A 26382-nucleotide genomic window follows, 5' to 3' on the forward strand; every position below is an offset into this window, starting at 1 on the left:
ATCAAGTTCTTATCATGGTTAGGTTCATCTATATTTCTAAATAAGCGCCTTGTGCTTTGAGTACGGATTGCACTTCCTTGATGTCCACATCCTGCACGCGGATGCCGTTCTTGGCGGCTACCGCAGCGGCTACGCCGCCGGCATGGCCGATCGCCCCTGTCGTCGGCGTCGTCCGCATCGCTGCCTGCGCCTCGAAGGTGGCCGAGATGCATCTGCCGATGACGATCAGGTTCTGTACGGAATCCGTGATCATGCAGGAGTAAGGAATGCTGTACATGCCGCCCCATTCCAGCTTCTGATGCTTCGTTCCTTCGCCGTCCGGACTATGGATATCGATCGGATAACCGGAATGCGCGATCGTATCCTCGAACATCCGCTGCTCCAGCAGATCCTCGGCCGTCAGCGTGTACACGCCCTTAATCTGGCGGGATCCCCGAACACCGATACTCGGGCCGGTTGATTCCACGACCGCATGCTCGAAGCCCGGAATATACTTGCGCACGAACAGCTCCAGCTCGCGGCACTGCTTCCGGCCTTCCATCTCCGCCTTGCTCAGACTGAACGCATCCGTCGGATCATGGCCGAGAATCCGGGTCGTATTCATGATGACCTCGCCCGGGTTATTCGTCTCGAAGAACAGCACATTTTCCCGCTGAATCGAGATCTCGCCCCTCTCCTTCGCCAGCTTGAACAGACTGTCGAACCCGCCTACCGACAAGCGCGGCGCCTTCTCGATGATGGACGTGTCGCCCTGATACAGCGGAAAGTCTTCCGGATGGGCGTGAATATATTGCTTTACCTTCGGAATATCGACGTTATACATCTTCATCTTCAACGTCATCGGCTGCATGGCCCCGTCGGATTCCCTGCCCTTGGTGAACTCAGCTCCTGCGCCGACAGACAAATCTCCGTCTCCCGTCCCGTCGATGAACACGGACGCCTCGATATCGCTCAGGCCCGATTTATTGCATACCGTGATGCTGATGATTCGTCCGCCCTCGGTCTTCACGCCAGCCAGCATCGTATGGTACAGAATCTCGCCACCACTCTCGGTGACCATCAGCTCCAGCTCATGCTTCATCGCTTCGGCATCGAATGGGGTGACCGAATACGTGAAGCCGACCGTATCGAAAATATGCCCTGGCGACTTGCCCTGCTTCTTCAGCCGTTCAATCAACTGATCCGTAAATCCTTGAATGGCAAGCTTCTCTCCCGCATGGAATGTCATCATTGGGCCGACCCCATTCGCAGTAAGCGTCCCGCCCAGAAATCCGTGCGACTCTACTATCAGCGTCTTCGCCCCCAAGCTGGATGCCGCAACGGCAGCCATCGCTCCCGATATGCCGCCGCCCATGACCACCACATCATACTTCAGCCTGTTCCCCATACCGTCCTCGCTCCTTCTGATTAAGTGATGTATGATTGCTGCTTACCCATAGCCTATCAGACAAAAACTTTACTGTAAATGCTTTCAGGAAAATAATTTTCTATATATCCGAAAATTATGTTTATTATTTTCCGAGTGTTCTAAAGCTATGATCTAGCGCATAAAGCGCCAAAAATCACCGAAGCTTGTGCTCCCGTGCTCTGACCTTACGTCCGAAATATTTATAATCATACTTTTCGAGTTATTTTCATTAATGTAAAAAGACGGTGAAACCCCGATTTCAATCATTAAAGGAGAGAACTGGTATGTACGGATGGATGCCGGGCCGCTTCGGCATAGTTATGCATGTCAAATGGTTTGCAGCCGATCAGGAGTGGACCCCGCAATCGATGGATCGAGTCATTACCCCTACTTTTCTGTTCTGGTTAGGCTTTACATTCATTGTCTTGCTCCTTGTCGCCATGTTTAATGAATCGTTGGAACGCCTTCGCGTTGTCCGCCAGGTTCATTCTTTGCTCAATCAGTTAAAACGCTTTCAATTTATGATTATGCGGGTCGGCATCGGGCTTGGCCTCCTCTTGCAGCTCGTCACTCGAACGTACATCGCTCCCACGCTGGCCGTCGACATATGGTGGATCTACGGCCTGCTCATCGTTGGCCTGCTTGGCCTGCTGCACCGGAAGCTGCTTGCCGTAAGCGGAGCGGCTCTTGCCGCCTTATATGTTAAAGCGATTATCGATTATGGACTGTTCCATTCGCTCGACTATATGTTCTATGTCGGTGTCATCTATTATTTGCTGTTCATCCATACGAAGTGGAGCCGTTCTTGTCTCCCGGTGCTTTATTTTTGGGCTGGATTGTCTCTTGCCTGGTTAGCTATGGAAAAGATGACGCTGGCGAAGCTGGCCGGTTCATTAATACACGAGTACAGCCTTCCTACATTGGGCTTTACCGTTGAAGATTTCGTGCTGATCAGCGCCTTTATCGAGCTGGGGCTGGCCTGGGCTTTTATCATCGGCGTCATGAACCGGTTCACGGCTCTGCTGCTGACCGGATTATTTGTGGCCACCACCACCGTATTCGGCCTGACCGAGATCATCGGCCACATGGTCATGCACACCTTGCTGCTTATCTTCTTGATCGTCGGCAGAGACGATTCCAAGACGCTCTATCATGTTCACCGTTCACCCAAGCTGCGCTGCTTCTTCATGGTTTTTCATTTCACCGTATTGCTGTTCGTCCTCATGCCGATCTACATATGGATGGGGCAGCCGGAGAGCGGCTTGAATGTCGACAGCCATCATGCGCCATCCCACACTCGTCCTGGTCCGGACACCACTCCTGCCGGATCTGCTCATCACTCGCATCACGAGTGACTATTGGCGGCCGCAATCGGGCCTCGGCTGTTCTAGCTCGAATTACGAACAAATGCCATGAGCATCACCTCATGATCTTTTCATATGAATAGGCCAGCCAGGGGCTTCTGGTTGGCCTAATTTTTTATTCTCCAAGGTTATTTGTTAAAACGGCTCAATAGCCGCTCAGCGACCACAGCCACCTCGGCGCGGGTGATTGGCTGATTCGGTTCAAAATTCCCAGAGTCGCGGCCCACCATAATTCCGGCGTCGATCACCGCCCTGATCTGTGCTTCCGCCCAGTGGCCGATGATGTCGGGCGGAACCGGCTTACCGCTTGAATTCATTGCCTTTTCTACCAATTCCATAAACTCCTGCCATCGCGGGAGAATACGGGACGGGCACGCCTTCCCGCTCCAGTGGCGGTGTGGTACGACAGCGCTCAGCCCGATGCCGTGCCGCTTGGCCAGCAGAGCAATCAGCTCCGCGGCCCGCTGCCATGCCAACGGCTCGTCCATTCCCTGGTACATGCAGACCTCGATGCCGATGGATGACGCATTTCCGGGGCCGCTGCCGTCGCCCGCGTGCCAGCCCTGCTCATTATCCCGCAGACTCTGGTAGATTTCATGGTCATCTACCGTGTAGTGCCAGCTGGTCTGCGTTCCGCCGCTCCCATTCAAAATATAACGGCTATGCGCTTCGGCCGTAGCCCCGGGAGCCGTATTATCCGTATTGTGAACGGTAATATACTGCGGCTTCATCGGGCGGCTCGGCTTGTTCGGCCGGCCGTCGGGAAGCAATCGCTGCTTGATCTCGATAGTCACTTTTCATCAGCTCTCTTCAGCAAAATTTTGTCTGGAAGAAAACAAATTCGATTGCGATAGAAAGAGTGACTGCTTTGCTATGATGGTTCTATCTTCCATAGTAAATTTTATGAAGAGAAGATAGAGTGCGCCGCTTGCATATATCCCGTGCCAAAAGATTGTTTTTACGATTTCACCCCTGGATCACTCTACATCTGGGTCAACCTGTCTATCCATTTAAAACAAATTAAGGACAGGTTTCGCTCCCTTTGATGTAAGTAAGCAAAAGAAAAGGGCCTGCCTCTAGAGAAAATTGCTCTCCATAAAGATAAGCCCTGCCCTTCAATAAAGGTAGGCCTAAGCCAGGATAGCTCGGGCATTGCGAAGCACAGCTTTCATACATTCTGATTCTACATGGATATTCCCCACGGTTTTCATTCTCCGATTTCTTACATTCAGGCTTTTCAATTGATCAGTAAGGACAACCCCTGTAAACGGAAGTCCTTCCGGAAGGGGAACCTCAAAAGGATAATTTTTGACTTGGCTTGTAATCGGACATACTACCGCAAAACCGGTCGCTTCATTGAAATCGGATTCGGACAGCACAATGGCAGGCCGCCGGCCGGCCTGTTCATGTCCGGCTTGCGGATCAAAGTTAAGCCATACCAAATCGCCACGTCTTGGAACCGTCAAATCATTTCGTCTCCTTCAATTCCTACATCCACTTCGTCATGACGAGGCGAATCTGGCTTAATTTTTGACAGAAGCAATTTCAAATGAGCGCGCAACTCCTCGTTCGATTCTTGCGGCTTTTTCGTAGGGCGAAGCAATAAATCATTTTCTGGAGTTACGATTAGTTCAATTTCCGCGCCTTCTTCCAAATTAAGGCGTTTAACAATTTGGTTCGGAATACGGACAGCACTACTGTTGCCCCATTTACGGAGCGTTGCAGTCGTCATAAGAATCACGTCCTTCTCCTGCTTATGATCCAATTATACTTTAGCCCCTCGCAAAAATGTATATACTTATGATATACATTAATCTTATATTTGATACCGCTAACTGTTCTCTGGATTAAATTATAAAGTGTGTCACTGGTGATACTCTAGATGGAGATTTCGTAACGATGAAAGGTGTCCCAACAGCTGGGTTTTCGTTCGTTAACATCAGTGGCGGAACCACTAATGCAATTTTATTAAGAGTTTGAACCATTCAAAAAAAACTAAGCACCCTGAATTCATGAGGATGACTTAGCCTCAGTTGCTTTTCTCTTATTAATAAGCCAGCCAGGAAGCGTCTGGTTGTCCACTTTCTTTTTTCACATTTATTTTCCATGCATATTTGTAAACGCTTCAACAGTACATTTTAATATAACCTCTTAACTAAGCAGAGTTCACTGGTCAAGCCTAATTTTGCTTGCCAAGTAGCATTGTGACAGACAATGAAAATGGTTAATTGTCTTATATTGTCACTTGAGAAAGATTGCAGTCTAACTAAGTAGGGTATTATAATAAAAAAAACGTTAGCTTCATTACGTTAAAGGATTATTGATTTAAAGGAGAGTTGATATGCCGAGCAATGACAGACAGAAGATTGTAGAAAGTGTTCCACAAAAGGGGTTTTTTGGTCATCCCAAAGGCCTGTTCACCCTCTTTTTCACCGAGTTCTGGGAGCGCTTCTCCTATTATGGAATGAGGGCTATCCTTGTATTCTTTATGTACTATGAAGTGTCGCAGGGCGGACTCGGGTTTCCGGAGAGCACCGCACTCGCCATAATGTCAATCTACGGATCACTCGTATATATGTCCGGCATCATCGGTGGCTGGTTGGCTGACCGTATTTTAGGTACGTCGAGAGCCGTTTTTTATGGCGGTATCTTGATTATGCTGGGTCATATCGTGCTGGCCATACCGGGCAATGCTACGCTATTCTTTGTATCCATGATCTTGATTGTGCTTGGTACCGGCCTTCTGAAACCCAATGCATCTAGTTTAGTAGGGGATATTTACAGCGATCAGGATAACCGCCGGGATGCGGGCTTTAGTATTTTTTATATGGGGATTAACCTCGGGGGCTTCCTCTCTCCATTAGTTGTAGGAACCGTCGGGATGAATAATTTCCACCTTGGGTTCGGTCTTGCGGCTATCGGGATGTTCATCGGATTGGTCGTTTTTATGGTTACCCGATCCAAAAACTTAGGCCTTGCCGGTACGATTGTGGTCAACCCGCTCTCCCCCGCCGAGAAGAAAAAGGTCTTCACAATTCTGGGTGTGGGTGTCGTTGTTCTGGCTGCCTTAATCGCGGTTACCATTGCATTTGGTATTCTTACCTTCGATACCTTTATCAAGCTGGTTGGGATTTTAGGACTCCTGATCCCCACCCTGTACTTTGTTGTTATGTACCGCAGTCCTAAAACAACGCCCGTCGAGCGTTCCCGAATTATTGCGTACATTCCTTTGTTCATTGCATCGATTATGTTCTGGGCAATTCAGGAGCAAGGGTCCACGATTCTAGCCAACTATGCGGACAAGCGTACCCAATTGGAATTCGCAGGCATCCATCTTTCACCTGCCTGGTTCCAATCCCTGAATCCGCTCTCTATTATTATACTGGCTCCTGTATTCGCTTGGTTGTGGGTAAAGCTCGGAAATCGCCAGCCGACCATACCGCAGAAATTCTCACTGGGCTTATTGTTCGCCGGGTTGTCCTTCTTGATCATTCTGCTGCCGGCTTACTTCGGCGGAGCCGCTTCGCTCGTCAACCCATTGTGGCTCGTGCTCAGCTACTTCGTCGTTGTACTCGGAGAGCTATGCTTGTCGCCAGTGGGTCTCTCGGCTACTACGAAGCTCGCGCCCGCTGCCTTCACGGCCCAGACCATGAGCCTATGGTTCTTGTCCAATGCAGCAGCTCAAGCCATTAACGCTCAGATCGTAAAGTTCTATACTCCAGAAACCGAGATGCTTTACTTTGGCGTTATTGGAGGGGCAGCCATCGTGTTGAGTCTTCTGCTCTACCTGCTGTCCCCAAAGATTCAAGGCTATATGAAAGGGGTAAAATAAGCAGGCCCCCTCTAGTGATACAACCGGATTCCTTGTCTCAAGGAATGACCATTATATGTACTCGCAGCTCATGACCGTCAGCAAGCGACATCTTCTGGCGGTCTTGGGCATGCTCGTAATCAAACACCGAGACTCGATGAAGCCACACAGCGCCCCAAAAATATGACAATCTATTGAACGTGACGATTCTGTGATAAGTCTACCATGTTTTTGATATTTCTTCAACCATAACAGGGGCAATGACATCGGCTAGAGTACAAATGTACTAGGTTCGTTATGACCCAATCCGTTCTCATTCATCGCGGAAATTTCATTCAAACTACAAATCTACATATTCTCTTCTATACATCGCCCCTCCCCGCGACCCTGCGATCCCTCTAGCGCTCACTACTAGAGGACTAAGCTCTTTGCAACTGCCAATACAATTTTCCTACTTCCATCCGACATAAGTATTAAAAAGACCCTTTTTTTGGTCGATAAATACTCATGTCGAATTTCACTGTTTGTTGTCGAAATTCATTGGCAAATTCACTACTGCGAACATCCTAGAGGAGGGACTCTATGTTAAAAAGCATTAAACTGAAACTAATTCTATCCTTTCTAGTAACGATTCTTATTCCGATTTCATTAATTGGGGTTATTGTGCAAAATAGTATGGTAAAGGAAATAACCGATAATTTCGTAACATCAACGACGAATGAAGTCGCACAGGTGGATGGCCGGATGTCTCTTTATTTCGAAACGGTGAAAGAAAATGTCCAGCTCTTGGCTACCAGCCCGATCGTCCATAAAGCCGATGACACCATCACCTCTTATATGAACAATTCACAAGGCAAAAAGGCAACACCTTCAAAGAACGGCGGTATTGAAACCGAAATTTATAAAGAATTAGAGCGTTTTGCCAAAACACATCCTAACACGTCTTCCGTGTTTTTGGGCACTGTTGACGGCGGCTACGTGCAATGGCCTGAAGAAGAAGTGGCCGCCCAATATGACCCGCGCAGCCGGCCTTGGTATACCGACGGGCTGGCGAATCCCGACCAAGTCACAATGTCAGAGCCTTATGCGGATGCGGTTAGCGGCATGTTGAGAATGAGCAGCGTCACCGCCGTCAACAACGGCAGCAACAAGCCGCTGGGCGTAATCGGACTCAACATGAGCCTGAGCAAGCTGGCCGAGCAGCTGGACAGCATCCAGATCAAGACGACAGGCTATGTTATTCTATTGTCCCATGACGGAACGATTCTGGCCCACCCGCGGAACCCGGAGTTAATCTCTAAAAATATTGCTGATATCGGCGTACCCGAATTTGCCAGCATCAAGGAAAAAACTTCGGATTATTTCGAAATTCAGATGGATGGCACAGGCTACATGACCAATTTATATACGTCACAGCAAACCGGTTGGAAATACCTATCTGTCGTTGAAAAAAGCGAATTGACTCAAGAAGCCAACAAAATTGGGAAGATCAATCTCCTTACCAGTTCAATATGCGCTATCTTGGCCGTGCTGCTGGCGCTGGCGCTTGCATCAAACATTACGAAGCCGCTTCAGATCGTCGTCACCAATCTGAAGGCGATTAGCGCAGGCGATTTCACGGGCGAGGTCCCTGCTCATATCCAGCAGAAAAAGGATGAAATCGGCGTGTTAGGACAATCATTGCAGACGATGCAATCATCCATTCGTGATCTGGTTGGAGAAATACGCGGGGCCGCAAACACATTAGCAGCCTCCTCGGAGGAGTTGTCTGCCCACACGGCAGCGAGCACGGAACAAATTCAAGAAGTCGGATCTGTCGTTAAGATTGTCGCAAGCGGCGCTGAGACGCAGATGCGGGGCACGGAAGAAGGCTCCAAGGCCATGGAGGAGATGGCCATCGGCATTCAGCGCATCGCGGAGAGCACAACCAACATATCGGAAACGTCGATGGATACGTCCGAGCAGGCGAAGAATGGCAACATGCTGCTGCAGGAAGCGGTACAGCAGATGAACACGATTGATGAATCGGTGCGTAATTCGGGAGTCCTGGTTCAAAATCTGGGCGAGCGCTCGGAACAGATGGCCTCTATCGTCGATGCCATCACCCAAATCGCAACGCAGACGAACCTGCTTGCCCTTAATGCGTCAATTGAAGCCGCCCGCGCCGGGGAGCATGGTCAAGGCTTTGCCGTCGTTGCCCATGAGGTAAGGAAGCTCGCGGAACGCTCGGCAGAGTCCGCGCGCGAAATCGCCGACCTGATCGAAGAAGCGAGAAATGATGCCTACAAGGCCGTCGAGTCGATGGATGACGTTCGGGAAAGCGTTGCCGATGGCATTTACAAAGTACAAAACTCCGGGAAGCTGATCGAAAGCATCTTAGCGGAAATTACCGATATGGCGGGACAAATTCAAGACACGTCAGCCGTAACCGAAGAAATGTCCGCCGGCTCCGAAGAAGTGCTTGCATCCGTGAATGAAATCGCCCACATCGCCGAGAAGAACGCGGAACATGCCACGACACTCGTGAAGTTCACGGATCAGCAGCTGCAGGATATGTCTACCTTGATGAAAAATGCGGAGCAGCTTAATCAAATGGCACAGACGTTGAGCCAAATGATGAGCCAATACAAAATTTAAGAGCAAAGTAAACCGCAGCAGGGATCATACCTCTGGCTCCAGGCCATCGGTATACATGATTTCCAAGCAAAAAGGCTCCATTCGGGGCCTTTTTGCCTTGCTACGCCAAGCTTTTCCCAATTACACGGGAGGTAAATATGAAGAAATACTTATACATAACGACGCTTACTCTTATTTTCGTACTACTTCTGGCGGCATGTTCATCGGGGAATCCGGCACTACACGAGTCAGTACAGCCACTGCAACCAGTTGGGACACTGCAAGTATTCTATTTGGACGTCGGCCAAGGTGATTCTACTCTGATCAAGACTCCAAAAGGACAGCACATCTTAATTGACGGCGGAGACAATCACAAGGGACAGGATGTCGTCGAATACCTTGAAAGCCTCGGCATCACGCAATTGGATGTGGTGATAGCAACCCATCCGGACGCCGACCATATAGGCGGTCTGGATACGGTGATTGACGCGATGCCAGTAAAGTCTGTTTATGCCCCAAAAGTCAGCCACACGACCAATGCATATCGTGACTTTTTAATGGCCGTAAAAAACAGAGGATTGAAGATAAAGACGGCCAAGGCGGGCCTTGACATCCCACTGGAAGGCGTCACAGCGGAGTTCGTTGCCCCCGTCGCGGAGTATGGCAAGGATCTGAATGCTTGGAGCGCCGTGCTGCGGCTGACGTATGGGAACACCTCCTTCCTATTCACCGGCGATGCTGAAGCCCGGAGCGAAGCCGACATGTTGAAGCAGCCGAAGCCGCTGCATGCCGACGTGCTTAAGGTGGGACATCATGGGTCGGACACGTCCACGTCACAGGAATTTATTGACGCCGTGCAACCAACCTACGCCGTGATTAGTGCGGGAGTGGACAATAAATATGGTCATCCCAAAAAAGTGATCATGAACCGGCTCAAGAAGGCCGGCGTTGAAATATATCGAACAGACAAGCAAGGAACAATAACAGCGATCAGTGACGGCACGAATATAAAATGGGAGATAATGAAATAGCCTCGTAGCGATTCGGGGCTTATCTTTTTCCAATTGCGTCATAAACGAGCTTTCCGCCATAGTTGAACTTTTGCAAGGGTAAGTGCCGCGAGAAAGCTCCCGCGGCTCTCTGAATGGCTCCTTATCGGGGCCTTTTTGTCTTGCTATACTACTAACTATCACCTCAACGACTAATGAATCCGGTCTATTCATTTTTTTGTACTTCTATACGATAATATATAAGACGACTCAACTTTTGCAAAAGTGGCGCCCCTTTGACGTATTTGACTCATAAGGGCTGCTAGCAAACTCCACAGCGAAAAAATCCTTATTTGGGGAGGCTTTTATGCATTTGGGATGAAGTATAGCGCAAGCTAGCGTCACAAACCAAGAACTATCTCAAAGTCCATCATCGCTTGTTAAATCCCGATACGAGTGGAAATCGAAAGAAGCACATGGTATGACTGCTCTCCAACCTTTGCTGTAACCGCTTACTTTATTGTCGCAAATATTGTAATTTAAGGAAGGGAGTTATCTTTTATGAAGAAGAAAACATCATTGTTGTTAATCTTGTCGACAGTTTTAATTTTCTCTTTTATGAGTGGCTCAATTATTACAGCTAGTCCTTCAACTTCTGCAGTAAACGAGGTAACTGAGGCTCAAAAAGCTCCTATAATGATGGCATACTATAGAACATGGCGTGACGTAACCATGCCTCATGATGCAAATTCAACTCTACCATACCCTAATGTGACAGCTATGACAGACATTCCTGAAGAAGTCGATATCGTTTCCGTCTTCCACTATGTAAAACCAGGTACAGATGAACAACTATTTTGGGACACGCTTCGTGATACATATGTGCCTATCTTGCACGAACGACAAACCAAAGTGATACGCACTATAGATATTAGGGAGCTATATAACGTACCTAGCATGGGTACAATGCCCACATCCAAAGAATATGATGATCATGCGCAATCCTTAATAGATAAATACGTAACTCCCTACAATTTAGATGGCTTAGATATTGATATGGAGGAAAATTTAACTCAAGAAAAAGAAACAAAAGCTTTTGGTGTTTTTGAAGCTCTGTCTAAACGGTTAGGACCAATGTCGAATAGTGGCAAACTGCTTATCTATGATACAAACAAAGACAATCATAGCCTATTCAAAAAAGTAGCTCCATTTTGTGATTATTTGTTTCTGCAAGCTTATGGCAGAGACCCTGGTAGATTAGATAGTACATGGGCAACTTATAGAAATACGATCTTCCCTGATCAGTTTCTTCCGGGGATATCTTTTCAGGAAGAATTAGGTGCAAACTGGGCTGATACTCAGGAACCATTTGAAACAAGCAGAGCTTACAAATATGCTGTTTGGCAACCGGAAGATGGCCCTAAGGGAGGAATGTTTATCTATGCCATCGATAGAGATGGAAAAGAATACGGCGATAATACAATTACGGAAACAGACTTTAGTTGGACAAAAAAATTAATTGATGTCTTGAAAAACAAATAAGGGACCATTCAGCAAACGAATGGATTATGTGATCTTCAACAATATTCTTTACGTTTGAAGTAAATGAATACACAGGAAGCCCTTCGTCCTACAAAGGATGAAGGGCTTTTTTATGATCATCGGTATAACCTTATCATATATTTGACAGTTTAGTTGGATCAATTCCTCCTGTATGAATGTTCCGATTGATAGATGTCCGACATAAATGCTTTTAAAGGTTCGTTGCATAATTGCGAAGACCAGACATGACGATTCCGACATTCCCTATAGACGGCAATGGAAACATTGCAGATAAGCCTGTTGTAAAAAGTATCGCTCCCGAACGATTCTTTATCATGTCGGGTAATACTTCATTGACAGCAAAAATCGCAGGCAGTATATGGCCTTTTACTTGTTCTAAGACGTTTTCAGGTGTTGTTTCCAACACATGTCTGAAAATACCCGGTCCTGAATAAGGGCTATATTCGAGCACATCAATACGGCCAAAGTCTTGTTTAGCAGCCTGTAAAGCTTGCTTTAGAGCTGGCAAATCCGTAACATCTGCGACATAAGACTTCGCTTCAATATTTAGCTTGTTTAGTTCACTTATGATCATCCCCAATTTCTCAGGGTTACGTGCAATGGCAGCTACCTTAATGATGCTAGTCTTTACATTGGACACGGAAAACCGAGAGTGCGACAATAAAAGTAATTAAACTCGAGGTGTCCAACATGACGAAAAAGTACGACAAGGAATTCAAACTTCAAACCGTAAGACTCATCCAGGAAGAAGGGAAAACGGTGGCGCAGGTAGCCCGGGAAATGGGGTTGCATGAGAATACGTTGTACCGCTGGGTCGCCGAATTCAAGAGCAGCGGGAATCAGGCATTCCCCGGTAGCGGACAACTTAAACCGGAGGATAAAGAGCTCGGTGACCTTCAGAAGCGAATTCGCGATCTGGAAGAAGAGAACGAAATTCTAAAAAAGGCCATGCACTATTTCGCAAAGGACCGGCACTGATTTATCCATTCATCCACAGACACCGCTTGCAGTTCCGTGTCGCGAAGATGTGCTCTCTATTCGGCGTTTCCAAAAGCGGTTATTACGAATGGACGAAACGCAAAGAAAGCAAACGCAGCAAACGCCGTAAGCAGCTTGAGAAATTAATTCGTAGACTTTTCCCAGAAAACCGTTTCCCGCATCATGAAAGAGCTTGGATTGAAATCGCGTATAGTCAAGAAATATAAGGCCACGACAAACTCGAAACATCACTTGCCCGTTGCGGAAAACGTCCTCAACCAGGCGTTCACGGCGGAGAAGCCAAATCAAGTCTGGATGGGCGATATCACATATATTCTCCAACGGACGAAGGTTGGCTCTATCTCGCCAGCCTAGAGGACCTCTGCACGCGCAAAATCGTCGGCTTCCATATGGATGAACGGATGACGAAGGAGCTTTGTCTGAAAGCTCTGGATCAGGCGTATCGCCTTCAAAAGCCAAAAGGGAATGTGCTGCATCATTCTGATCGTGGCAGTCAGTATGCGTCTTCGGACTATCAACAGCGGCTTCGCCAATATCGCATGAAAGGCAGCATGAGCCGCAAGGGTAATTGTTACGACAACGCTTGTATTGAGTCCTTTCATAGCATTTTGAAAAAAGAGCTTGTTTACTTGCAGAGATTCAAGACAAGGAAAGAAGCTAGAGAGAAGATTTATGAGTACATCACGTGCTTCTATAATGGAAAGATAATCTATTCCTCTATAGGGTATTTCACGCCCACTCAATTCGAACGTACGTTTCGTTCAGCTGCGTAATTCTCTCGATTTTATGTGTCCAATCTATTGACAGAGGTCCAACCTCAATACGCCGCGTTACACTGCCCTGTTGCCCGATCAAATCTTCTCTTTTGCGTTCCTTCATTTGTATCAATCCCTTTCTGGACATAATAAAAAGTCGCCCATATGGGCGACTTGCCGAACTATAAAAGTATGCATCTCATTGTTTCTACCGAACTCACAAAAAGGAAGCTACTATCTGCTTTATTTTACAGTCTATCAATATCTAATGTAAAATCGGTTTCGCTTCTCTTAACGCTCCATACACCAATATAGTATTTTTTCCCGGCTTCCAGCTTCCAAATAATTTTTTCATCTTTAGAGCCTTTTCTTTCGGAAACAGCTATAGTCCTTTCATTTTCATCAAGAAGGAACAGATCAGCGTCCTCTGTTAAATCAGTCAGCGTAATTTTATACTTACTGGTTTTTTTCGGAATAAAGTAATACCATGCCCTGCCTTTGCCGGGGTAAAGGGAACCTTTTTCACTTTCATATTCTGTAATCTCATAGATTGGACCCTGGATGTATGACGACTCCATCACCTTTGATTTCGCAGGCATAGAAGATACTTCTGTTTTTGGAGCAGCAAATCCTGCTGTCGGAGCCAACACGCTTGCCAGTAATGCTGCAGTTGTACCGAATACGATCAGTGCTTTTTTCATCATAATAACCTCCATATTATGGATATTTTGTCTTTCATGATCATTATAATCTATTTTATTGAAGTAAGCAATATATTTGGTATATTCTATATTTTTTGGTTTTTAATTAAAATACCGCCCCCGAAGGAGCGGCTTATATAGAAAAGGGGATTAACATAAGTTGTGGGAAAGGGGCGGATTCGAACCGCCGACCTTCGCGGGCTATGGGCCCTGCCCCGAGCGCTCTGTCCGCTGAGCTACCTTTCCACGAGACGCGGTGCGGTTTCCACCGGTAGCCTTTGACCGCATGCGGCCAGTATCGCCGGAATTGTTCCCCGCGCCGATTTACCCGTCTATATATAAGTGGCTTTTGTATGGGGTGAAAATCACCGTCTACTTATAGGTGACAATCGCCCGACAAAAACACGGTTCCCGCTCCCAACCATTCAACGCGCATGTTTTATGCGTATTTCATATTGACGCGCATTAATTATGCGTGTTATAATAGAACATGAAGGGAGGGAGAAATCATTGGGGAAGCAACGTACCGTCAGGGAAGTCTTACAAGCGCTCAAAGCTGCGGGGTTTTATAAATCCCCCACTCACGGCAAAGGCACTAGCCACCGTCGGTACATACACAAGGACGACCCTAAGCGCTACGCCGATGTTAGTTACCACTCCAGCGGCGATGTACTAGCGAAGGGCACGTTAAAAAGTATTGAGCGAACGTCAGGGGTTAAATTCTAGCCCCTGATGTCCCCCACTCTCTCCCTTCCACAAATATAAGGAGGTTCGAAGATGCCGAATTACATTTACCCCGTTGTTGTCGAAGAAACGCCAACCGGCGTAAGCATGTACTTCCCAGATTTCCCGGGCACCGCTGTAACGGCTCCGTCCGTTGTCGCTGGAATTAAAGATGCCAAGGCCATGCTGATACACCGTATCGAAGAACTGCACGACAACAATGATTCTGTGCCGGAGCCTTCCGGGATTGATGCAATCGAGTTGGAGGCTCCGAACGATTGTATTATCTATGTCGAGGTCTTCGTGATTCCGCCGACCGACGATAAGACGGTCACCAAAAACTGCACCTTGCCTAAGTGGCTGCGCGATGCCGGAGAGGATGCGAATCTCAACTTCTCCCAATTGCTGCAGCAATCCGTACGTGAAGCCTTGGGCATAGAAAAGCGGCCGTGATTAGGCCGCTTACTTTTTTATATTGGGTGCATATCCCGCTCCTTCCTTCATCGTGATTCCTTAACGGTATCACTGTGACAGCGCCGTTCCCACGCCCCAAACGACGCCATCACACTAATACCATTGATCCCCCGTATCACACAATCGCAATACAGCTAAGGTTGTATTCTCCACAACCGTTCAGCGTGACCGAGTGCCTACCACGGTGATAAGGGTACAGTAGACATCACCCGAGCAACTTCCTCGCTCTATATGCCTACTGTATCCCTGTGCTACAGACATCGTGCCGACGCGCAACAGACATGATACAGACATGTTTTTTATATTTTTCCGTATAACTTTAGTACATCTGCCATCGCTTTAAAGCCTTCAACAATCTTCCGGTCAAAAGTTCTATCCGTGAATGTCCTCCACCTCACAACTGCTGATTTACGCGGGAAATTCTCGATGAATCGATACTTCATAATTTGTCTTATTTCAGCATCTGCAATAGATTCGATTGCCGTTTCAACATTTTCTATCTCGGTCGAATACTCTTTGTATACCTCTTTTTCTATAGGCGTCAGTTCTGCTTTCTTTGATAGAACTTCAATCCTCCTACGCATGGTCGGATATTTGTCTACCATGGCTTTGACGGTTTTTATATCTTCCGCGTTTGCCCGTGGGAAGATTTCTAATTGTCCCATCGCCTCAGCCCCTAACTAAATAATGAATTCAAACAGATCCATTTGTCCGTTCGCCGGGATGTAGTCCGTCGCGTCTATCACATATCCTCTAAGTAACCATGCTGGATCAACTTCTCGGGAGTCTCCCGCTTCATTCTCTATTGGTTGTCCCGCCTCACGCTGTTTCCCTTTGTATCGGTTGTCCCAATTTTGCTCGGCCAGCTCCGTCCATACCCAATATGACCGTGCCTGTACTTTCTTCATATCCAGTCTTCTCCATCGAAAGGCCCGATGTCCTCGCCGTATGCTCCCTTGTATACCTCTCTATCGTGATCCCAACAGTACCGGCGCATCTTGCCGCCATTCGGCGCCCTGTCGAATATATGAGGGCTGCGCAACTCCTTGCGTACCTCGCCACACCATGCGCACTCTCCACCGCCTGCGTGTTCTGCTGCTATTTGGCTGTATTGCTCTTCGGTCAACTGTATTGTTCCCACGACAGGCGCCGGGCTAATGTCCGCAAGGTCGAATGTTTCAGGTAGTCCGGTGTAGCCCTTGGCCCTGAAATGATCATCATGGTCAAGCAAATCTATTACGAATTTCCCATTCTTGAATGTTCAACAACCAGACTATGCGTAAAGAGTTAAAGGTGACTCGATGAAGAATGCTGGAATGGAAAATGGAGACATTGTTTTTCTACGCAAAGCCTCATAAGCAGAGTTTAAACGGTCAAATTGTGGCCGCAATTATTAACAGTAAGAAGGGAGTTTAAAGAGGATCAGTGAAGGTTCTCCTAAATTCATGCTTTCTCCCAAAAACGAAGCTTATCAGTCTGAGGAGGTGAGTCCGAATGAACTGATAATATGCGGCGTTTACGCAGGGCACTATAGACCATCAATGTAAGGAGTGACTCCTTGAAAGGAAGTTTTTACAAGCGAAGGAAAACGTGGTCTTTCATGATAGATATCGGGAAAGATCCAAGGACAGGAGAACGAAAACAACTCGGTTAAGGCGGATTTAAAACAAAGAAGGACACTCAAGCAGCTGCAGCCGAGATACTTACTGAGATAAACCGCGGGACCTATGTTAAAGAGAACAAAATTACTTTTGAGGAATTATCAAGCCAGTGGTTAGACCACTACAGTAAGCACGGAAAACCCAAAAAGAACGGAACAATTAGAGCTAGGAGCCACGAGAGAGATGTTTTTTTAACATGTTTCGCAAAATTAATTGCTTGTGACATTTCATCTGACGACTATCAAAAAGCGCTAATAACTCTTAAGGAAGGTGATGAAGAAAAGAAGGGACTTGCCGAAAACACACTCTCCGGTGTCCATTCAACTGCAAGGATGATAATTAGATACGGAATAAAGATCGGGGCCGTAAAAAATGATCCTACCGAATCCGCATATGTACCTAAGACAAATAAGAACTGTTGAGGAGCTTGAGAAGAACGATGAACTTCCTATTCTTGCTTACACAGGCCTTCGGGTAGGGGAACTTTGTGCACTTAAAGACACCGATATTGATTTTGAAGAACATAAAATTTGCATAACGAAGACGTTATACAACCCAAATAACAATTACAGTAAATATGTTCTAAACACACCTAAAACCACATCCTCGATAAGAGAGATTGATGAGGAGCCAGAAATAATCGAAGGATTTAAAAACCTCCTTACAATTCAACAAATTGAGAAGACAAAAAGGCCGAACACTTACTATGACCAGGGTTTTGTTTTTGCCAAGGTAGCCAATATGCCGGATACCCCGAGGTTATAAAGATGATTCAACTTAGAATGAAACACCTCTTAAAATTAGCTGAACTGAACGAAGAACTTACACCCCACCAATAAAACACACTCACACTTCATTACTCGCTGAAGCTGGAGTCAGCCTTGAGCAGATCATGCAAAGACTTGGACATGCAGACGACGACATTACACGAAAAATTTACCTACACATAACCAAACCAAAAAGAATAGAGGCTTCTCAAAAGTTCGGCGAACTAATGAGAGCCTCTAAAAAACGGATTCAGAGTTAACAAAATGAAATTAACAGACGCGGAACCCTTGGTGCAACAAGGGTTCCTGGTCTTATTACATCATTCCGCCCATGCCGCCCATTCCGCCCATGTCAGGCATAGCTGGTTTTTCTGGTTCTGGCTTGTCAGCGATAACCGCTTCGGTCGTCAAGAACATAGCTGCTACGGAAGCGGCGTTCTGCAGTGCGGAACGCGTTACCTTCGCAGGGTCGACGATACCCGCTTCGATCATGTTGACCCACTCGTCGGTAGCGGCATTGTAGCCGATACCTGTCGCTTCTTTCTTCAGACGCTCAACGATGATGGAGCCTTCTTGACCTGCGTTGTCCGCAATCGCGCGAACCGGAGCTTCCAGCGCGCGAAGCACGATGTTAACACCAGTCAATTCATCGTCATTCGATTGAACGGCCGCTACCGATTGGTATACGTTCATCAATGCCGTACCACCGCCGGCAACGATGCCTTCTTCCACGGCTGCGCGAGTCGCGTTCAGAGCATCTTCGATGCGGAGCTTGCGCTCTTTCAATTCGGTTTCCGTTGCAGCGCCGACTTTGATAACGGCTACGCCGCCAGCCAACTTAGCCAGACGCTCTTGCAGCTTCTCTTTGTCGAACTCGGAAGTTGTTTCTTCGAGCTGCGTACGGATTTGCTTGATGCGAGCATTGATGTCTTCTTTTGCGCCAGCACCGTCAACGATGATTGTGTTTTCTTTCGTAACACGGATTTGACGTGCTGTACCCAATTGCTCGATCGTAGTCGATTTCAATTCAAGGCCGAGTTCTTCCGTGATCACTTGACCGCCAGTCAATGCAGCGATATCTTGCAGCATGGCTTTGCGGCGATCGCCGAAGCCTGGAGCCTTAACGGCTACGCAAGTGAATGTGCCGCGAAGCTTATTCACGATCAAGGTTGCTTGAGCTTCGCCTTCCACATCTTCAGCGATGATCAGGAGCTGCTTGCCTTGTTGAACGACTTTCTCAAGAACAGGAAGGATTTCTTGGATGTTGGAAACCTTCTTGTCTGTGATCAAGATATATGCGTTATCGAGGATAGCTTCCATTTTGTCGGTATCCGTGATCATGTATGGAGATACATAACCGCGGTCGAATTGCATACCTTCTACAACTTCAAGCTCCGTATTGAAGCCTTTGGATTCCTCAACCGTAATTACGCCGTCATTGCCGACTTTCTCCATTGCTTCTGCGATCAATGCACCGACTTCTTCGTCATCGGCAGAGATAGCAGCGACTTGAGCGATGCTTTGCTTGTTCTCGATTGGCTTCGCAATTTTCTTCAGATCTTCGACTGCAGCTTTTACTGCTTTCTCGATCCCTTTGCGAACGACCATCGGATTGGCGCCAGCCGTAACGTTCTTCAAGCCTTCGCGAATCATCGCTTGAGCCAGAACCGTAGCGGTCGTCGTACCGTCACCGGCAACGTCATTTGTTTTGGTAGCTACTTCTTTAACCAGTTGAGCGCCCATGTTTTCAAACGCGTCTTCCAGTTCGATTTCCTTCGCAATCGTCACACCGTCGTTCGTGATAAGCGGAGCACCGAATTTCTTCTCCAATACGACGTTGCGGCCTTTCGGTCCAAGTGTCACTTTCACCGCATTAGCCAAAGCGTCAACCCCGCGAAGCATGGAACGGCGTGCGTCTTCCGAGAACTTGATTTCTTTTGCCATCGTGAAACCCTCCTCAATTCATTCAGAATGATACGACGTGCATGTATGTCCGTCTGGGAGTCTTCCATTCCGGAGACTCGAGCGTACTTATGTCAGTAAGGCTGTTCCGCCGGACCGATTAGCCGATAACAGCGTGAACGTCGCTTTCTTTCATAATCAAATACTCTTTGCCTTCATACTTCACTTCAGTACCGGCATATTTGGAGAAAATAACGCGGTCTCCTTCTTTCAGATCGAGCGGCACACGTTGACCGTCTTTCCATACCCCGTTGCCTACCGCGATAACCTTGCCTTCTTGCGGCTTCTCCTTCGCCGTATCCGGCAGAACGATACCGAAAGCTGTAGTTTCTTCCTTCGCGATTGGTTCGATCAATACGCGCTCACCTAATGGTTTGATCATGAAAAATAGCCTCCTTTGAACAAGAGTTTATAAGGTGAAGAATTCCCCGGCGCCTGACGGACAGGCAGCGGTAGAATCCTCAAAAACGAAGCATTCGCCCGGTGTTAGCACTCGATGATGCTTAGTGCTAATAACCAATTTCTATGATACTGATTTTGGGTTTACATTGCAAGAGGGTTTCGTATGAAAAAATTATTTTTCCGATCCGGCGCTTCCGCGATCACACCTTACCCATTTTATCCAATCCTCCTCATACCAATCCACTCTTCCCACGGCTTAGCGTCGAGCGCGCATAGAGGCCGCATTCGTCACCAAGGCACAAAAAATGCAGGCACAACAAGATGAACGCTCCATGCGAACCTGTTACACCTGCATAACGAACTCATAATCAGACCGCCGTCGTATCGGCGCCTTCCTCAAATTCCTTCTCCCATGCCTCTTGCTCCAGCAACTGCTTCCGATAGACGAGCGAAGACATGAATACGCTGATCTCATAGAGAATGAGGAGCGGTATCGCCACGAGCAAATCCGAGACAATATCCGGCGGAGACAGCATCGTCCCGAGCAAAATCAAGACAAAGTAGGCAATCCGCCGCATTTTCCGCAATCTCAGCGGGTTCAACAACCGGATCCGGGTCAGGAACATAATGACAACCGGCAGCTCGAAGAGCAGAGAGATCGGGATCAGCAGATTGAACATGAACGTAAAATACTGCGTAATGCCGTACGTCTCGGTCAAGTTCATATGCTTGTTAATGCCTGACGTAAAAGAAAACGCCATCGGAAAGACGACGAAATAGGCGAAGGACAGTCCGAGCAAAAACAGCACAAATACAAAAGGGACGTACCGAAGGGCAGCACGCCGTTCTATTTCCCGAAGCCCAGGGCTGACAAAAGCCCACAGCTGGTACATCGCAAACGGGAGTGTCACAGCCAATGCAATAATGAAGGCGAACTTCATGTATATCCCAATCCCGTCCCATAGCGAGAAGCCGTGAAGCGGCATCTGATTGGCCGGCTCCGTATTGCGCAAATATTCGTATATCGGATCAGCGACGAGGAGCCCTGCCACCAGGCCGATGACCAGGACAATGATGATATAGACGACGCGTTTGCGAAGCTCCGTAATGTGCTCGACCAGCGTCATTTGTTCTTCCGTTACATTCGACATGCCTCACCAACCTGTTCCTTCCATGGTAAACGGCGGGCCCGGCCCGCAGAATAACAGACAGTGCTCCCGTTACTCAGGGAGGCGGCGCTGATTCGCGCTGTTCGCTTCGACGGAAGCCTTGGCCGGCTCCTGACCAGCCGGTTCTAAGTCAACCGTCTGAATTTCTTGGCGAGCGGGCTTCGCGCTCGGCTCATCCCCCATAATATCGCGTGCGCCTTCCTTGAATTCCCGCAGAGTGCGGCCGAAGGCCCGTCCCAATTCTGGCAGCTTATTCGGTCCGAACAATAATAGCGCAATGACCAAGAGCAGAAGTATTCCCGAGACGCCAATGCCGTTGAACATAGCAAAATTTCTCCTTTCTGCAGATCCTAGAATAGAGTGCTTGTGATCTACATCATATCATACGCGCCATCCGTAATATACCAAATAATCTGTAACATTATTTAAGACGGGTTCTATTCCGCGCCCTTATAGTGACCGTTCAGCACAGCGAGCGCATGCGGAATCTGATCCATAATCGGCAGCAGATTCTCATGTACGCCCTTCGGGTCTCCGGGCAGATTGATGATGAGCGTCTGTCCCCTCACCCCGCACACGCCGCGGTTCAGCATCGCCCGGCGCTGCTTCTGCATCGAAGCGAAGCGCATCGCTTCCGCCATTCCCGGCACGAGCCGATCAACGACCTTGAGCGTCGCTTCCGGCGTCACATCCCGCTCCGCCATACCGATTCCGCCCGTCGTAATAATCAAGTGGGCCTGAAAATAATCGGCCATCTCAATGAGTGATGCGGAGATGTCATTCATCTCATCCGGCACAATCCGATATTCCACAATCTCACCATGCAGTTCTTCTTCGACGAGTTCCCGAATGACCTGGGCGCTCGTATCCTCGCGCTCTCCCCGGGAACCTTTGTCGCTCGCCGTCAATATTGCTACTTTCCAGCGCATCAGGGCTCCTCCTCCCGCCTAGCCGGCGTAACCGGCCTTCTTCAATATACTAGCACGACTAGCACGCGCAGGAAGGGCGCCTGCCCTTCTTCCGCATGCGATGTGATTCTATCCACGCTTACCCGCGGCTGCCGTTCTTCCCGGTTAGCAGATCTGTGTCGGCTGCGCAAGCAATGATCTCGTCCTCCGTAATCAGCCACTCGACGGCAATATCATGCGCTTCCATCGGCACGCGCTCCGCCAGCTGCCACGAATAGATGCAGGCCACCCGCACGGCGGGATTGGCGCGTCTTCGGCCATGTGGCGCGCGGTCCAGCACCTCCAGATAAGCATGCCAGAACCGGTCATAATATCCGGCACCCAGCCCGAGCCGTCCGCCCTGCCGGTCGTAGGCGATGCCGGGGACAAGAATGGCGTCCAGCTGGTCCCAATGCTCCGGATCCAGCCGTTCCGCATCGGGGCCTGGCTCCTGCAAGCCGAAGGTGCCGCTCGTGAACACCGTATCCTCCGTCCATGGGTGCAGCGTCATCGTCCGCGAAGACGCTTCCGTGCGCGGAAGATAGACGGCATCGCCGTGCTGCCGGCAATCAAGGAGCAAGGCGGTAATATCCAGCTCATTGCCAAAAGGAAAATAGGCGCACAAATGCAAGGGGCGGGAATGCCGCTCTCGCAGCGCTTTCATGAATGGGTACGCCCGCCGGCATACGGCCTCGCTGCTGGCCTCCCGCTCCTGCTGGCTGACCGCCTTCCTGCGCGCCTTGTATTGCAGACGAAGCATTCGCTTGTCCTCCGCTGCCGTCAACGTTACCGCCCCCTTCGATATCCGCCCTGAAGTGGTATCGGAATTCCGCAGGGCAATCTATATTAGGTATGTACTCACATTTTCATTCATTTTTCATTATTTTCAACCTTAGTTTACCATCCTTCCCCCGTTAGCGCCACCATCCGGCCCATATTTACGCAGCAAACGCCGTATCGCACGATCTCCGCGTGTCATATACGCTAGCGGCTCCCTATCTCAACGAATTCGAAAACCCCTGCGCAGTGCGCAGAGGGTTAATTCGCTGCGTTACATTTTTTGTCCACCATCTGTATCTGGTACGATGCCGATGTCCTCCTTGAGCTCGTCCTTATGGATATGGACGCTCAGCACCAAGCCGATGCACAGCATATTCGCCAGCAAGGAGCTTCCCCCGTAACTGATGAACGGAAGCGAGATGCCCGTCAACGGCATCAGGCCGATATGCATGCCGATGTTGACGAATATTTGGAACAGCAGCATGCCGGTCAACCCGACAACGAGATAGGACCCCGCCAGATCCCGGCTCTCCCGGGCGATATACAGCATGCGGAAAATAAGCAAATAAAATAAGAGCAACAGAATCGAAGAACCGATAAATCCGAATTTCTCGCCAATGACCACATAGATGGAATCCGAATACGCATACGGAATGTACCCACGCTCAACGTAGAAGCCTGAATTTCCGCTCATTTGACCCGATCCGATCGCGTTCATGGCGTTATTGACATGCCACGATTTATCAGGATCGAGGCCTGGTTCAAGGAAGGTCTCGATTCTTGACAATTGATGGGGCTTCAACAGCTCGGCCAGGATATCATAATTCGCAAAATACAGCCAGCAGACGCCCCCAATCGGCAGGGCCATCGAGGCGAGCAGCAGCAGCATATGCCAGACGCGAATGTTGCCCATCCACAGCATGACGGGCAGGACGGCGACGAACACCAGCGCAGTGCCCAAATCCGGCTGCTTCATAACGATGAATGCAGGAATGAAGAACACGGCGCCAATCGGCAGCAAATCCTGAATGAACCGGAGCTTATGGCCGGACCGTTTTTGCAGCAGATTACAAGTAACGAGCACGGTAGCTATCTTCACCAATTCGGAGGGCTGAAGCTGGAAGCTGCCGATTCTTATCCATCGTACCGCTCCATTGATATTTTCTCCGGTGAACATCACGAGCAGAAGCAGAGCAAGCCCGATTCCGTACAAAATATAAGATACGGCGCCGGTGAATATAGAGTAATCAAGCAGCGCTATCAGCAGCATCGGAATAAGGAAGAGAGCGAAAAATATAATGCTATACTTGTACAAGCCATCGAGATTCGTGCCCGAAGTCGCTTCATGCACGGCTATCGTCCCGAAAATCATAAGGCCGAGCAGCACCAGGAGCATCGGCTTGTCCAATTTTTTCAGCTTGCGAATATAATACATCATGTGAGTACCTCTAGTTCGTAGGTTGTGTAGGAAGGCATGCCTATTCGCGCTGTCTCCGATCGTTATCACGAGAAATGTTTAACAGAATTCCGGTGCTGGCCATGCACAACAAGAGAGAAGAGCCTCCATAGCTGATGAACGGAAGCGGTACGCCCTTAATCGGCATCGCCCCGGTTACCGCCCCCAGGTTGAACGCGAATTGGGCGAATATCATGGTAATAATGCCCGTTCCGAGCATAATTCCGAAGGGCTCATCACTGCGAAGAGCTGCCATCAGGCCGCGCCAAAAGAAGAGAAAAAAGCAAAACAAAAGCAATAACCCGCCGACAAAACCGAATTCTTCTCCGATGATGGCAAAAATAAAATCGGTGTGCGCTTCCGGCAAATAGAACAGCTTCTGCACACTCTGGCCGTATCCCGTTCCGGTCACCCCACCGTGAGCCAGCGCGATTAAAGATTGAATCAATTGGTAGCCTGACCCTTCCGGATCATCGAACGGATTCAAAAACGAAATAATCCGCTGGTAGCGATAGCTGCGGCTGAAGGCAAGAAAGACCAACAGCACTCCAAATCCCCCGCTCAGCATCACAATATGACGCATATTCGCCCCGCCGATAATAATAATGGTCATGGATATAATGGTAATGATCATCACCGAGCCAAAATCCGGCTGCAGCATAATTAGAAGCAGCATGACCCCAATCACAATCAAAATGGGCAGCAATCCCCTAGCGAAAACGCGAATCCGCTCTCCTTTTTTGCTGATTAGATGTGACAAATAGATGATCAGGGCCAGCTTGGCGAATTCCGTAGGTTGGAACCGCATGCCGCCGACACTGAACCATCTTGTCGCCCCATTCACCTTGATGCCGAAATAAGGAACGAGCACAAGCAGCACAATCGAGAACAGAAGCAAGAAGGGTGCGGCCTTGCTCCATTTGCGAAAGGGAATGTTCATGAATACAAACATAGCGACAAGGCCGATGAGAGCGAACAACATTTGCTTCGACATATAATAGGACGGCTTCTCATACTTCAGGCTGACGACGACCGAGCTGGCGCTGTATATCATCGCCAATCCGAACATGACCAGCAGCAATGTCACAAAAAGCAGCAAAAAATCCGGACGGCCTTTTATCGTTTGCTTCAAAAAAAATCACCTCGTGCATCCTGCAAAATGAAAACGTTAAAAGGATGGGCATCTATGCCCCCGCTGTTCCTGTAACACTATCAAGTGTATTGACTCATCAGCCAAAAAAGGTTATGAAAAGGTTAAAGTTGTTCCCGGGAGGTTGACAAAATCAAAAAGCCGGGTTAAGGTTTAACATGTCGTAAAGACCTTGTTAGGTGAGGCTCCTATGCAAACATAGGCCACTGCCCAGAAATATCGAAAGATGCCCATGGGTAGAACAGGAATTGCCGGATTAAGGCTTTTCTTAAGGTGGCTAAGAGAAGAAGGCTTCTCTTTACGTTGCATAGTGCTAAAACTCAACTAGGGGGCGCGGGAATGTTATATTTGCGTGCATTCATTCAACCCTCTAGGACTCCTGGAGGGTTTTTATTTTATTCGAAAAAGGGGGGAGAACACCCAATGGATAGTAGTTCCAGTAGTCCATCATCTAAGCAAGTTCATAGTCTTGTGAAGAGTGAGAACGAGGTTCTCCTTACCCTTACCTGTGATTCATACTGTGATTCGCATGCTGCCTGGTATCAGGGCAGGTGTATTTAAGTATGCATAGATGTAAGCAGTGAGTGTAAGGAGAACAGGAACTACAAGCTCTTCCTATGTGCAGGGAGAGCTTTTTTGTGTCTGTTAGGAATGGATAATAAGGAACAATGTGTGGAAGGATGTT

24 protein-coding genes, 1 tRNA gene, 2 pseudogenes and 1 riboswitch are annotated in these 26382 nt (G+C 48.3%); of the genes and pseudogenes, 10 read left to right on the forward strand and 17 right to left on the reverse strand.

The features are described 5' to 3' along the window. Positions 1 to 28: 28 nt before the first annotated feature. Positions 29 to 1387 (reverse strand): FAD-dependent oxidoreductase, encoded by a 1359-nt coding sequence (locus FLT43_RS12130; RefSeq protein ID WP_087444672.1) that lies wholly within the window; start codon positions 1385 to 1387, stop codon positions 29 to 31. 305 nt (positions 1388 to 1692) lie between these two features. Here FLT43_RS12130 and FLT43_RS12135 point away from each other — a divergent pair, with 305 nt between their 5' ends. Beyond that, positions 1693 to 2763 carry a hypothetical protein gene (locus tag FLT43_RS12135; protein WP_244194362.1) on the forward strand — a complete coding sequence of 357 codons (1071 nt, stop codon included), beginning with the start codon at positions 1693 to 1695 and terminating at the stop codon, positions 2761 to 2763. A 137-nt stretch (positions 2764 to 2900) separates the two neighbouring features. On the opposite strand, the gene FLT43_RS12140 is transcribed toward FLT43_RS12135, so the two are convergent. The 3 genes from FLT43_RS12140 to FLT43_RS12150 form a co-directional block, all read right to left on the reverse strand. Beyond that, positions 2901 to 3566, reverse strand: a complete 666-nt coding sequence (locus tag FLT43_RS12140) for an N-acetylmuramoyl-L-alanine amidase (RefSeq protein WP_087444671.1) — start codon at positions 3564 to 3566, stop codon at positions 2901 to 2903. A 336-nt stretch (positions 3567 to 3902) separates the two neighbouring features. Further along, on the reverse strand, positions 3903 to 4238 hold the full coding sequence (locus tag FLT43_RS12145; RefSeq protein WP_087444670.1) for a type II toxin-antitoxin system PemK/MazF family toxin: 336 nt from the start codon (positions 4236 to 4238) through the stop codon (positions 3903 to 3905). Further along, the gene (locus FLT43_RS12150) at positions 4235 to 4504 is read right to left on the reverse strand and encodes an AbrB/MazE/SpoVT family DNA-binding domain-containing protein (protein WP_307719709.1); all 270 of its coding nucleotides are present in this window, start codon (positions 4502 to 4504) and stop codon (positions 4235 to 4237) included. Before FLT43_RS12150 ends, FLT43_RS12145 begins: the two co-directional genes overlap by 4 nt. A 609-nt stretch (positions 4505 to 5113) precedes the next feature. On the opposite strand from FLT43_RS12150, the gene FLT43_RS12155 reads away from it, so the two are divergent. The 4 genes from FLT43_RS12155 to FLT43_RS12170 all read left to right on the forward strand — a co-directional run bounded on the left by FLT43_RS12155 (position 5114) and on the right by FLT43_RS12170 (position 11730). Further along, positions 5114 to 6604, forward strand: a complete 1491-nt coding sequence (locus FLT43_RS12155; protein WP_087444668.1) for a peptide MFS transporter — start codon at positions 5114 to 5116, stop codon at positions 6602 to 6604. Between the two features lie 561 nt (positions 6605 to 7165). Next, on the forward strand, positions 7166 to 9220 hold the full coding sequence (locus tag FLT43_RS12160) for a methyl-accepting chemotaxis protein (RefSeq protein ID WP_087444667.1): 2055 nt from the start codon (positions 7166 to 7168) through the stop codon (positions 9218 to 9220). Positions 9221 to 9357: 137 nt separating this feature from the next. Next, a complete protein-coding gene (locus tag FLT43_RS12165) occupies positions 9358 to 10230 on the forward strand; it encodes a ComEC/Rec2 family competence protein (RefSeq protein WP_087444666.1) in 873 nt (290 codons plus the stop codon). Between the two features lie 519 nt (positions 10231 to 10749). After that, the gene (locus FLT43_RS12170) at positions 10750 to 11730 is read left to right on the forward strand and encodes an EndoS/ChiA family endoglycosidase (RefSeq protein WP_087444665.1); all 981 of its coding nucleotides are present in this window, start codon (positions 10750 to 10752) and stop codon (positions 11728 to 11730) included. A gap of 211 nt (positions 11731 to 11941) precedes the next feature. Here the strand turns inward: FLT43_RS12170 and FLT43_RS12175 are convergent, their stop codons facing one another. Next, positions 11942 to 12325 carry an SDR family NAD(P)-dependent oxidoreductase gene (locus FLT43_RS12175; protein ID WP_244194361.1) on the reverse strand — a complete coding sequence of 128 codons (384 nt, stop codon included), beginning with the start codon at positions 12323 to 12325 and terminating at the stop codon, positions 11942 to 11944. Positions 12326 to 12441: 116 nt separating this feature from the next. Between FLT43_RS12175 and FLT43_RS12180 the strand changes: the two are divergent. After that, positions 12442 to 13523, forward strand: a pseudogene (locus FLT43_RS12180) (IS3 family transposase). Between the two features lie 230 nt (positions 13524 to 13753). Here the strand turns inward: FLT43_RS12180 and FLT43_RS12185 are convergent. Both FLT43_RS12185 and FLT43_RS12190 read right to left on the reverse strand, forming a co-directional pair. Next, complete coding sequence (locus FLT43_RS12185; protein WP_127510930.1) at positions 13754 to 14209, reverse strand: PPC domain-containing protein; 456 nt, start codon at positions 14207 to 14209, stop codon at positions 13754 to 13756. A 161-nt stretch (positions 14210 to 14370) separates the two neighbouring features. After that, a tRNA-Met gene (locus FLT43_RS12190) sits at positions 14371 to 14452 on the reverse strand. A 225-nt stretch (positions 14453 to 14677) separates the two neighbouring features. Between FLT43_RS12190 and FLT43_RS12195 the strand changes: the two genes are divergently transcribed. Together FLT43_RS12195 and FLT43_RS12200 are read left to right on the forward strand one after the other, a co-directional pair. Beyond that, positions 14678 to 14932 (forward strand): type II toxin-antitoxin system HicA family toxin, encoded by a 255-nt coding sequence (locus FLT43_RS12195; RefSeq protein ID WP_242069290.1) that lies wholly within the window; start codon positions 14678 to 14680, stop codon positions 14930 to 14932. Positions 14933 to 14983: 51 nt separating this feature from the next. After that, positions 14984 to 15382: a type II toxin-antitoxin system HicB family antitoxin gene (locus tag FLT43_RS12200; RefSeq protein ID WP_087444662.1), complete on the forward strand. Its 399-nt coding sequence runs from the start codon at positions 14984 to 14986 to the stop codon at positions 15380 to 15382. Positions 15383 to 15702: 320 nt separating this feature from the next. Here FLT43_RS12200 and FLT43_RS12205 read toward each other — a convergent pair whose 3' ends face one another. Together FLT43_RS12205 and FLT43_RS12210 are read right to left on the reverse strand one after the other, a co-directional pair. Next, positions 15703 to 16068: a hypothetical protein gene (locus FLT43_RS12205; protein ID WP_087444661.1), complete on the reverse strand. Its 366-nt coding sequence runs from the start codon at positions 16066 to 16068 to the stop codon at positions 15703 to 15705. Positions 16069 to 16083: 15 nt separating this feature from the next. Further along, positions 16084 to 16311, reverse strand: coding sequence for a hypothetical protein (locus tag FLT43_RS12210; protein ID WP_087444660.1), 228 nt, complete (start codon positions 16309 to 16311; stop codon positions 16084 to 16086). A gap of 746 nt (positions 16312 to 17057) precedes the next feature. Here FLT43_RS12210 and FLT43_RS30860 point away from each other — a divergent pair. Both FLT43_RS30860 and FLT43_RS30120 read left to right on the forward strand, forming a co-directional pair. Then, positions 17058 to 17486, forward strand: a pseudogene (locus tag FLT43_RS30860) (Arm DNA-binding domain-containing protein); the annotation flags it as partial. Continuing rightward, complete coding sequence (locus tag FLT43_RS30120) at positions 17437 to 17829, forward strand: site-specific integrase (RefSeq protein ID WP_244194360.1); 393 nt, start codon at positions 17437 to 17439, stop codon at positions 17827 to 17829. The pseudogene FLT43_RS30860 and the gene FLT43_RS30120, both read left to right, overlap by 50 nt. Positions 17830 to 18146: 317 nt before the next feature. On the opposite strand, the gene groL is transcribed toward FLT43_RS30120, so the two are convergent. The 8 genes from groL to ftsW form a co-directional block, all read right to left on the reverse strand. Then, positions 18147 to 19775: a chaperonin GroEL gene (groL, locus tag FLT43_RS12230; protein ID WP_087444659.1), complete on the reverse strand. Its 1629-nt coding sequence runs from the start codon at positions 19773 to 19775 to the stop codon at positions 18147 to 18149. A gap of 118 nt (positions 19776 to 19893) precedes the next feature. After that, the gene (groES, locus tag FLT43_RS12235) at positions 19894 to 20175 is read right to left on the reverse strand and encodes a co-chaperone GroES (RefSeq protein ID WP_006676838.1); all 282 of its coding nucleotides are present in this window, start codon (positions 20173 to 20175) and stop codon (positions 19894 to 19896) included. A gap of 388 nt (positions 20176 to 20563) precedes the next feature. After that, a complete protein-coding gene (tatC, locus tag FLT43_RS12240; protein ID WP_087444658.1) occupies positions 20564 to 21346 on the reverse strand; it encodes a twin-arginine translocase subunit TatC in 783 nt (260 codons plus the stop codon). Positions 21347 to 21415: 69 nt separating this feature from the next. Beyond that, on the reverse strand, positions 21416 to 21688 hold the full coding sequence (tatA, locus tag FLT43_RS12245) for a twin-arginine translocase TatA/TatE family subunit (protein WP_087444657.1): 273 nt from the start codon (positions 21686 to 21688) through the stop codon (positions 21416 to 21418). Positions 21689 to 21801: 113 nt separating this feature from the next. Further along, positions 21802 to 22293: a MogA/MoaB family molybdenum cofactor biosynthesis protein gene (locus FLT43_RS12250; protein WP_087444656.1), complete on the reverse strand. Its 492-nt coding sequence runs from the start codon at positions 22291 to 22293 to the stop codon at positions 21802 to 21804. Between the two features lie 118 nt (positions 22294 to 22411). Continuing rightward, a complete protein-coding gene (locus tag FLT43_RS12255; RefSeq protein ID WP_244194359.1) occupies positions 22412 to 23095 on the reverse strand; it encodes a 5-formyltetrahydrofolate cyclo-ligase in 684 nt (227 codons plus the stop codon). A gap of 267 nt (positions 23096 to 23362) precedes the next feature. Beyond that, positions 23363 to 24526 (reverse strand): FtsW/RodA/SpoVE family cell cycle protein, encoded by a 1164-nt coding sequence (locus tag FLT43_RS12260; protein ID WP_164776445.1) that lies wholly within the window; start codon positions 24524 to 24526, stop codon positions 23363 to 23365. Positions 24527 to 24569: 43 nt separating this feature from the next. Beyond that, a complete protein-coding gene (gene ftsW, locus FLT43_RS12265) occupies positions 24570 to 25679 on the reverse strand; it encodes a putative lipid II flippase FtsW (protein WP_087444654.1) in 1110 nt (369 codons plus the stop codon). A 182-nt stretch (positions 25680 to 25861) separates the two neighbouring features. After that, a riboswitch (M-box (ykoK) riboswitch) is annotated at positions 25862 to 26036 on the forward strand. Positions 26037 to 26382 lie beyond the last annotated feature (346 nt).

It is taken from the genome of Paenibacillus thiaminolyticus (assembly GCF_007066085.1).
GTDB classification, from domain to species: domain Bacteria; phylum Bacillota; class Bacilli; order Paenibacillales; family Paenibacillaceae; genus Paenibacillus_B; species Paenibacillus_B thiaminolyticus.

Excerpts from the sequence above, each read along its gene's own strand:
- FLT43_RS12185 (WP_127510930.1), bottom strand. The coding sequence starts at position 14,209 with ATGATGAAAAAAGCACTGATCGTATTCGGTACAACTGCAGCATTACTG.
- tatC (WP_087444658.1), bottom strand. The coding sequence starts at position 21,346 with ATGTCGAATGTAACGGAAGAACAAATGACGCTGGTCGAGCACATTACG.
- FLT43_RS12130 (WP_087444672.1), bottom strand. The coding sequence starts at position 1,387 with ATGGGGAACAGGCTGAAGTATGATGTGGTGGTCATGGGCGGCGGCATA.
- FLT43_RS12170 (WP_087444665.1), top strand. The coding sequence starts at position 10,750 with ATGAAGAAGAAAACATCATTGTTGTTAATCTTGTCGACAGTTTTAATT.
- groES (WP_006676838.1), bottom strand. The coding sequence starts at position 20,175 with ATGATCAAACCATTAGGTGAGCGCGTATTGATCGAACCAATCGCGAAG.
- FLT43_RS12160 (WP_087444667.1), top strand. The coding sequence starts at position 7,166 with ATGTTAAAAAGCATTAAACTGAAACTAATTCTATCCTTTCTAGTAACG.
- FLT43_RS12260 (WP_164776445.1), bottom strand. The coding sequence starts at position 24,526 with ATGTATTATATTCGCAAGCTGAAAAAATTGGACAAGCCGATGCTCCTG.
- FLT43_RS12155 (WP_087444668.1), top strand. The coding sequence starts at position 5,114 with ATGCCGAGCAATGACAGACAGAAGATTGTAGAAAGTGTTCCACAAAAG.
- FLT43_RS12165 (WP_087444666.1), top strand. The coding sequence starts at position 9,358 with ATGAAGAAATACTTATACATAACGACGCTTACTCTTATTTTCGTACTA.
- FLT43_RS12205 (WP_087444661.1), bottom strand. The coding sequence starts at position 16,068 with ATGGGACAATTAGAAATCTTCCCACGGGCAAACGCGGAAGATATAAAA.
- FLT43_RS12175 (WP_244194361.1), bottom strand. The coding sequence starts at position 12,325 with ATGATCATAAGTGAACTAAACAAGCTAAATATTGAAGCGAAGTCTTAT.
- tatA (WP_087444657.1), bottom strand. The coding sequence starts at position 21,688 with ATGTTCAACGGCATTGGCGTCTCGGGAATACTTCTGCTCTTGGTCATT.
- FLT43_RS12250 (WP_087444656.1), bottom strand. The coding sequence starts at position 22,293 with ATGCGCTGGAAAGTAGCAATATTGACGGCGAGCGACAAAGGTTCCCGG.
- FLT43_RS12195 (WP_242069290.1), top strand. The coding sequence starts at position 14,678 with ATGCGTGTTATAATAGAACATGAAGGGAGGGAGAAATCATTGGGGAAG.
- FLT43_RS30120 (WP_244194360.1), top strand. The coding sequence starts at position 17,437 with ATGATCCTACCGAATCCGCATATGTACCTAAGACAAATAAGAACTGTT.
- FLT43_RS12135 (WP_244194362.1), top strand. The coding sequence starts at position 1,693 with ATGTACGGATGGATGCCGGGCCGCTTCGGCATAGTTATGCATGTCAAA.
- groL (WP_087444659.1), bottom strand. The coding sequence starts at position 19,775 with ATGGCAAAAGAAATCAAGTTCTCGGAAGACGCACGCCGTTCCATGCTT.
- FLT43_RS12200 (WP_087444662.1), top strand. The coding sequence starts at position 14,984 with ATGCCGAATTACATTTACCCCGTTGTTGTCGAAGAAACGCCAACCGGC.
- FLT43_RS12210 (WP_087444660.1), bottom strand. The coding sequence starts at position 16,311 with ATGAAGAAAGTACAGGCACGGTCATATTGGGTATGGACGGAGCTGGCC.
- FLT43_RS12150 (WP_307719709.1), bottom strand. The coding sequence starts at position 4,504 with ATGACGACTGCAACGCTCCGTAAATGGGGCAACAGTAGTGCTGTCCGT.